General features: G+C 45.7%; 8 protein-coding genes, 1 tRNA gene and 1 other RNA gene. 2 read left to right on the top strand and 8 right to left on the bottom strand.

Translation table 11 applies throughout. The features are described from left to right. Positions 1-242 precede the first annotated feature (242 nt). The 6 genes from ASF99_RS14000 to tadA form a co-directional block, all read right to left on the bottom strand. Positions 243-461, bottom strand: a complete 219-nt coding sequence (locus ASF99_RS14000; protein WP_023469883.1) for a YaaL family protein — start codon at positions 459-461, stop codon at positions 243-245. Continuing rightward, complete coding sequence (recR, locus tag ASF99_RS13995) at positions 458-1,057, bottom strand: recombination mediator RecR (RefSeq protein WP_023469882.1); 600 nt, start codon at positions 1,055-1,057, stop codon at positions 458-460. The genes ASF99_RS14000 and recR overlap by 4 nt, the downstream gene beginning before the upstream one ends. Positions 1,058-1,075: 18 nt before the next feature. Beyond that, positions 1,076-1,396: a YbaB/EbfC family nucleoid-associated protein gene (locus tag ASF99_RS13990; RefSeq protein ID WP_023469881.1), complete on the bottom strand. Its 321-nt coding sequence runs from the start codon at positions 1,394-1,396 to the stop codon at positions 1,076-1,078. Positions 1,397-1,414: 18 nt separating this feature from the next. Beyond that, positions 1,415-3,100, bottom strand: a complete 1,686-nt coding sequence (dnaX, locus tag ASF99_RS13985) for a DNA polymerase III subunit gamma/tau (protein WP_023469880.1) — start codon at positions 3,098-3,100, stop codon at positions 1,415-1,417. A 95-nt stretch (positions 3,101-3,195) separates the two neighbouring features. Then, positions 3,196-3,462: signal recognition particle sRNA large type (gene ffs, locus ASF99_RS17140), an RNA gene on the bottom strand. Between the two features lie 48 nt (positions 3,463-3,510). Then, a complete protein-coding gene (gene tadA / locus ASF99_RS13980) occupies positions 3,511-4,017 on the bottom strand; it encodes a tRNA adenosine(34) deaminase TadA (protein WP_023469879.1) in 507 nt (168 codons plus the stop codon). A 108-nt stretch (positions 4,018-4,125) separates the two neighbouring features. Here tadA and ASF99_RS13975 point away from each other — a divergent pair, with 108 nt between their 5' ends. After that, entirely contained in the window at positions 4,126-4,755 is a 630-nt protein-coding gene (locus tag ASF99_RS13975) for a deoxynucleoside kinase (RefSeq protein WP_023469878.1), read from the top strand. Beyond that, positions 4,752-5,429, top strand: a complete 678-nt coding sequence (locus ASF99_RS13970) for a deoxynucleoside kinase (protein ID WP_023469877.1) — start codon at positions 4,752-4,754, stop codon at positions 5,427-5,429. Before ASF99_RS13975 ends, ASF99_RS13970 begins: the two co-directional genes overlap by 4 nt. A 73-nt stretch (positions 5,430-5,502) precedes the next feature. On the opposite strand, the gene ASF99_RS13965 is transcribed toward ASF99_RS13970, so the two are convergent. Beyond that, positions 5,503-5,967 (bottom strand): DinB family protein, encoded by a 465-nt coding sequence (locus tag ASF99_RS13965; RefSeq protein ID WP_023469876.1) that lies wholly within the window; start codon positions 5,965-5,967, stop codon positions 5,503-5,505. A gap of 102 nt (positions 5,968-6,069) precedes the next feature. Then, a tRNA-Ser gene (locus ASF99_RS13960) sits at positions 6,070-6,159 on the bottom strand. Positions 6,160-6,194: the final 35 nt, after the last annotated feature.

Below are 6,194 nucleotides of genomic sequence, written 5' to 3'. Positions count from 1 at the left end.
CTCATCGTTCAGTTTTCAAAGTTCGTCCGCGCCTGTTTTGGCGACTCAATTAGAATACCAAGTTTGAAACAAGAAGTCAACAACTTTTTTAAAATTGTTTTTTACTTGTTTGCCGTAAGCGCTCGTCCTCTTAAGGACATGAATTAATATATCACGATAATTAGACATGTGCAACTACTTTATTAAAATAATTTATAGTTTTTTTAGAGCATGTAAAAACCGCAGACAAGAATGGCTGCGGTTTACTTCATCATCAATGAGACGCGTCTTCTTTTTGCTTCGCTTATATAGAAGAAATACAGTGATTCCGCTAACTTCATTTGTGCTTCTAAATCACCATAGTCATCATAGCTGATTTCTAAGAGATGACGCTTCATCAAATAATCTTCTTTTGCTTTTGCTAATTCTTCTAACAAACGCTGGTCGTACTCACTGCGAATCTTCTTTCGAAACCAACTCATAGTTCGCGACGTCCCTCCATTGCACGAGATAACGTCACTTCATCTGCGTATTCAAGATCTCCGCCAACCGGAAGACCATGGGCAATTCGAGTGATCCGAATACCCGTCGGTTTTAAGAGACGCGATAGATACATCGCTGTCGCTTCTCCTTCGATATTCGGATTAGTTGCTAAGATGACTTCCGTAATCGCTTCGTCCGCTTGAAGACGTGTCAGTAGGCTAGATACATTGATATCCTCTGGACCGATTCCTTCCATTGGACTGATTGCTCCATGCAAGACATGATACAACCCTTGGTAATCTCGCATCTTTTCCATTGCAATGACATCCCTTGAATCTTGGACGACACAGACAATCGTACGGTTTCGGTGTTTATCTGTACATACATAACAAGGATCTTGATCCGTGATATTCCCGCAGACACTACAGTAGGCAATGTCGCGCTTCGCGCTGACCAATGCCTTTCCGAACATCAAGACATCGTCCTCTTCCATATCAAGGACATGAAACGCTAGACGAACTGCTGTCTTCGGACCAATCCCCGGCAGTTTCGTAAAACTTTCGATCAAACGACTAATCGCTTCAGGATATTGCAAGTGGTTTCCTCCTACGAATTAAAACATTCCCGGCAGATTCATACCTTGTGTGAATTTCCCCATTTTACTTGCTACGAGTTCATCGACCTTCTTCAAAGCATCGTTTGTTGCGGCTAAGACGAGATCTTGAATCATTTCAACATCATCTGGATCAACGACTTCTTCTTTAATGATGACATCTACGATATTTTTATGACCATCAGCGACGACTGAGACCATTTCTCCGCCTGCTGTACCTGTCACTGTTAAGTCTTTTAGTTCTTCTTGTGCTTTCGCCATATCCTTTTGCATCTTCTGCATCTGTTTCATCATATTGTTCATGTTTCCCATTCCGCGCATCTGTATTCCTCCTCGAATTTAATCTTCGAACTCTACGATATCACCAAAACGACCAAGCGTCTCGGACAATAACTGATCGCTCTCCGATTCTTGTTTTGTTTCCTTCTCTTCTATACTACTACTATTTCGCTTAGCAACAAACTCTGCCTTCAGTTCATGCCAATCCTTTGAGAGAATCGCTAAAATTTCGCGTTTGACGCCGCATACTTCATACAACGCTTCTTCAATCACGAAACGTGTTCGTTCATTCGTCATGACCTGCTCAAAGTGCCATCCTTTACCGTCATCGAATTCAATCAGCAATGTATCCGCTGAACAAAGAACCGGTTTACTTTCATGGAGTAACGAGTAGATGGGACCATCTTCTTTTAAAATCCATTTTAAGATGTGATCCCAGCGTTCTTGAATCTCGCGCAATTGTGCTTTCTCTGCTCGCTCTAACATTTGGCGAATCCGCTCTTTAGCGATTCGAACGGTTGGTCGTCCTTGTTTTCGCTTCGGTTGTGCTTGTGGTGCGGCCGCTTCTTGTGCCGGAACACCATTTGACTTCCACTGGTGCATCTGTTCCTTCATTTCGCGGACTTCCTGTTGCAACGATTGGACGATCTGTCCCGTCGTTCTCCCCTGTTCCGCAATTTGAATGAAGGCAATCTCAACGAGGACCCGCGGATGATTCGTCAACCGCATCTGTTGTTGGCAGTCATGTAACTGATCAATGATCGTAAAGCACGTCTCCGCTTCAATCGATTCAACGAATTGTTTGAACTCATCCGTCGGGCGCGCACGCTCTAGCAAATCGACAGCTGTAGGCGAAGCTTTCAATAACAACGTGTCCCGGTAAAAGAAAACGAGATCCTCCACGAAACGTTTTAGATCTTTCCCCGCTCGTTGCATCGTTTCAAGCGTCTGTAACAACTGATCGACTTGATGTTCATGTAAGGCACGGGCAATGTTCAGTAATGCTTCATCTTCTACTGCTCCTGTTACTTCAAGAACAGCCGCATCATTTAGATCACCATTCGAAAAAGCAACCGCTTGGTCGAGTAGACTCAGCGCATCACGCATACCACCATCCGCCGCTCGGGCGATCAATCGTAATGCCGTATCCGAATACTCGATCGATTGGTCTTTTAAGATATATTGCATCCGCTCTACGAGTTGATCGACTTCATGCCGCTTCACATCGAAACGTTGGCAACGCGAGATGATCGTCGCCGGAATTTTATGTGGTTCAGTCGTTGCTAAGATGAAGATGGCGTGCGCCGGTGGTTCTTCTAGTGTTTTGAGCAAGGCATTAAAGGCACCTGTCGACAACATATGCACTTCATCAATGATATAGACTTTATAGGCTGCTTCTGAAGGGGGATATTTGACTTTATCCCGGATTTCCCGAATCTCATCTACGCCGTTATTGGAAGCGGCATCGATTTCGAAGACGTCCGGGCTTGATCCTTCTGTGATCGCAAGACACGTCGGGCACGTATTACACGGTTCTTTGACCGGTGCATGCTCACAGTTGATCGCTTTAGCGATGATTTTGGCAAGACTCGTCTTTCCTGTTCCACGAGGACCCGAAAATAGATAGGCGTGGGACATCCGTCCCTCCATCAATGCATTTTGGATCGTACGGGTGATATGCGCTTGTCCAACGACTTCGTCGAATCGTTGCGGACGGTACACGCGGTATAGTGCTTGATAGGCCAAGTTTGCGCCTCCTCTTTTTAAGTTCCTCATTCTATTTTACCTAAAAAAGTCTACAACCGAAACCGGCTGTAGACTTGTCTTTAAAAATTAAACTGCCGCGCACCATATTCTGAAATATGTTCAACATGCGTTACTCACGCAGCCTGCTCAGTCCAAGCACCCCTACAACACACAGAGAGCACCACTTAAGGCTGCTTCCTTCCGGACCTGACCTGGTTCATGGGTATCTGTTGCGTAGGACTCAAACGTCAACGCTACTTACGTGAGGCAGACCACACCAATCATATCCCTCGACATGGAATTCAGTCTCGCTATAGCGGATTGCGAGTGACAGGGAACCGCTACATCCCCACCTAGCACGGCAAATGGTTTATCGATTTTTAGTGGCACCTTGTTTCAGTGCTTTTTCATTATACTGTTTCATCTGGTGCGATGCAACCCATTGCCCGCTTTCGCGCTTTCTTTTTCGCGCGCAGTTCCCGAAAGAACGTCGTTAGCATCTCACCACACTCTTTTTCTAATATACCGCTCGTCAACTCTGAGACATGATTGAACCGATCGTCTTGCACTAGGTTCATCAGCGTTCCGCAGCACCCACCCTTCGGATCAACGGCACCAAAGATGACATGTTCAATTCGCGACAGCATGATGGCTCCCGCACACATCGGACACGGTTCGAGTGTCACGTATAACTCGCACCCTTCAAGTCGCCAGTTCCCGAGCTTTCGGCAAGCCTCCTCGATTGCGATCAACTCCGCATGTGCCGTCGCCTGTTGATCCGTTTCCCGGTGATTGTACCCCGTCGCGATGACTTCATCGCCTTTGACGATGACACATCCGATCGGAACTTCACCGATTGCTTCTGCCTTTTTCGCCTCTTCAATTGCAAGGCGCATATAGTGTTCCTGTCGTTCCATTGACGATACTCCTCACTCTAAAAAAATTCTCCTTTTGAAACTTCAGCAAGTCGTACTTCTTTGTGCTAAAATATAAATTGCACTTTGCTGAACGGAGGGTCATTGTATATGTTCATAACGGTTGAAGGACCGATTGGTGTAGGCAAAACATCACTTGCGAACGCCATCAGTCACCATTTCTCTTTTTCTATGTTACGCGAAATCGTCGAAGAAAATCCCTTTCTTGGAAAGTTCTATGAAGATATCGAAGAATGGAGCTTCCAGACGGAAATGTTCTTCTTGTGCAATCGCTTCAAACAACTCGATGATATCGAACGTCATTACCTCAGTAAACAACGCTCTGTCGTTGCTGATTACCATATCTTTAAGAACTTGATTTTTGCACACCGCTCTCTAAAGGTAGAGCATCTTGAGAAGTATGAACAAATCTATTCGATCCTGACGACGGACATGCCAAAACCAGATGCTGTCATCTACTTGAACGCAAGTATCGACACCTTGATGAAACGTGTTGCGCTGCGCGGACGAGAAATCGAAGAAAATATGTCACGTGCCTATCTCGAACAATTAGCCGAGGATTACGAGACATTCGTCACGGAATACCAAGTCAAACATCCGGAAGTCAAAATCATCCGTTTCGACGGAGATGCTCTCGACTTCGTCAAGCGACCAGAAGATCTCGAGTACGTCTTGACGACGATCCGGAACGAATTATATGAAGGAGCGAACCACGCATGAACTTGAAGCTACGTGAAAAATACAACATCCCGGCAGATGCCGTCATTACGATCGGCGGTATGGTCGGGATCGGGAAATCAACGATCACAAACGGATTAGCCGATGCCCTTGGTTTCCGGACGTCACTCGAAAAAGTCGATACGAACCCTTACTTGGATAAATTCTATCATGATTTCGAGCGTTGGAGTTTCCACCTCCAAATCTATTTCCTCGCTGAACGCTTCAAGGAGCAAAAGCGGATTTTCCAATACGGTGGTGGTTTCATCCAAGATCGTTCAATCTATGAAGATACAGGGATCTTTGCTAAGATGCATTTTGAAAAAGGAACGATGTCTCCAACGGACTATGAAACATATTCAAGTTTGTTTGACGCAATGGTCATGACACCGTTCTTCCCACATCCGGATCTTTTGATCTATCTTGAAGGTTCGTTCGAACAAGTGCTTGAACGAATTCGTCTTCGCGGACGTGAGATGGAGCAGCAGACACCCATCGAATATTGGGAAGAGATGTATGAGCGCTATACGAACTGGATCAATAACTTCACGATCTGCCCGGTACTTCGTTTGTCGATCGACGAATACGATTTACTGAACGAGCCAGAATCCATTGACCGGATTCTCGCGAAGATCGAAAAACAGCTTGAAGTCGCTCGTATTGCCAATACACGCTAACTGATTAGATCTGCCTCTTAGGCGGATCTTTTTTTGCGCAAAAAAAGGAGACGCGTGTCGCATCTCCCTCGCATTAACCAATCACTTGATTGATTTGTTCCATATGGTGTAGATCATGTTGAGCCATTGCTCCGAGGAACTGACCGATTGTCAGTTCTTTGTCTTTAATGACGACCTTGTCCTGCAGGCGTTCTTCCGGAATCAATTCGACTGCACGGCGCAACAAGTCACGGCTGACTAAAAACTCATCAATCGTCAAGATCCGTTGCTGCTCACGGCTCATCTTCGCTGCTTCCTCATTGACCGCTTGGCTATCTGGTGCGACACGGAATGGTTCCCCCGCGAGCAAGTACGGGATGCGCTCTGCGACCATGAAGCGATCCCATGGTGATAAGTGACCGATGATCTCAGCAATCGTCCATTTACCTTCTGCATACGATGTTCGCCATGCCTCTTCTGAAATCTGTTCCAAGTCTTTTACATATGTCATCGTCATCGCATAATGCGAAAGCAACGATTCTTTTGTTTGTTCGTTCATTTCGTCCACCTCTTCTTCGTTTTTCACGTAGGCAACCATAGCACGCACGAAGAAATCGATGCAACAAAAAAGCACCTCAGAATTGAGATGCTTCATAAAAAGCGGAGTCGGTGGGATTCGAACCCACGCGAGCCTTGCGACCCCTAACGGATTTCGAGTCCGTCCCCTTCAGCCGGACTTGGGTACGACTCCATGATTATATTTATTTTTGGGTAAAAAAAAAGAAG

The sequence above is a fragment of the Exiguobacterium sp. Leaf187 genome (assembly GCF_001423925.1).
GTDB lineage: Bacteria > Bacillota > Bacilli > Exiguobacteriales > Exiguobacteriaceae > Exiguobacterium_A > Exiguobacterium_A indicum.
The sequence above is the reverse complement of the archived record's forward strand: the minus strand, read 5'-3'. Positions and strand labels throughout refer to the sequence as shown.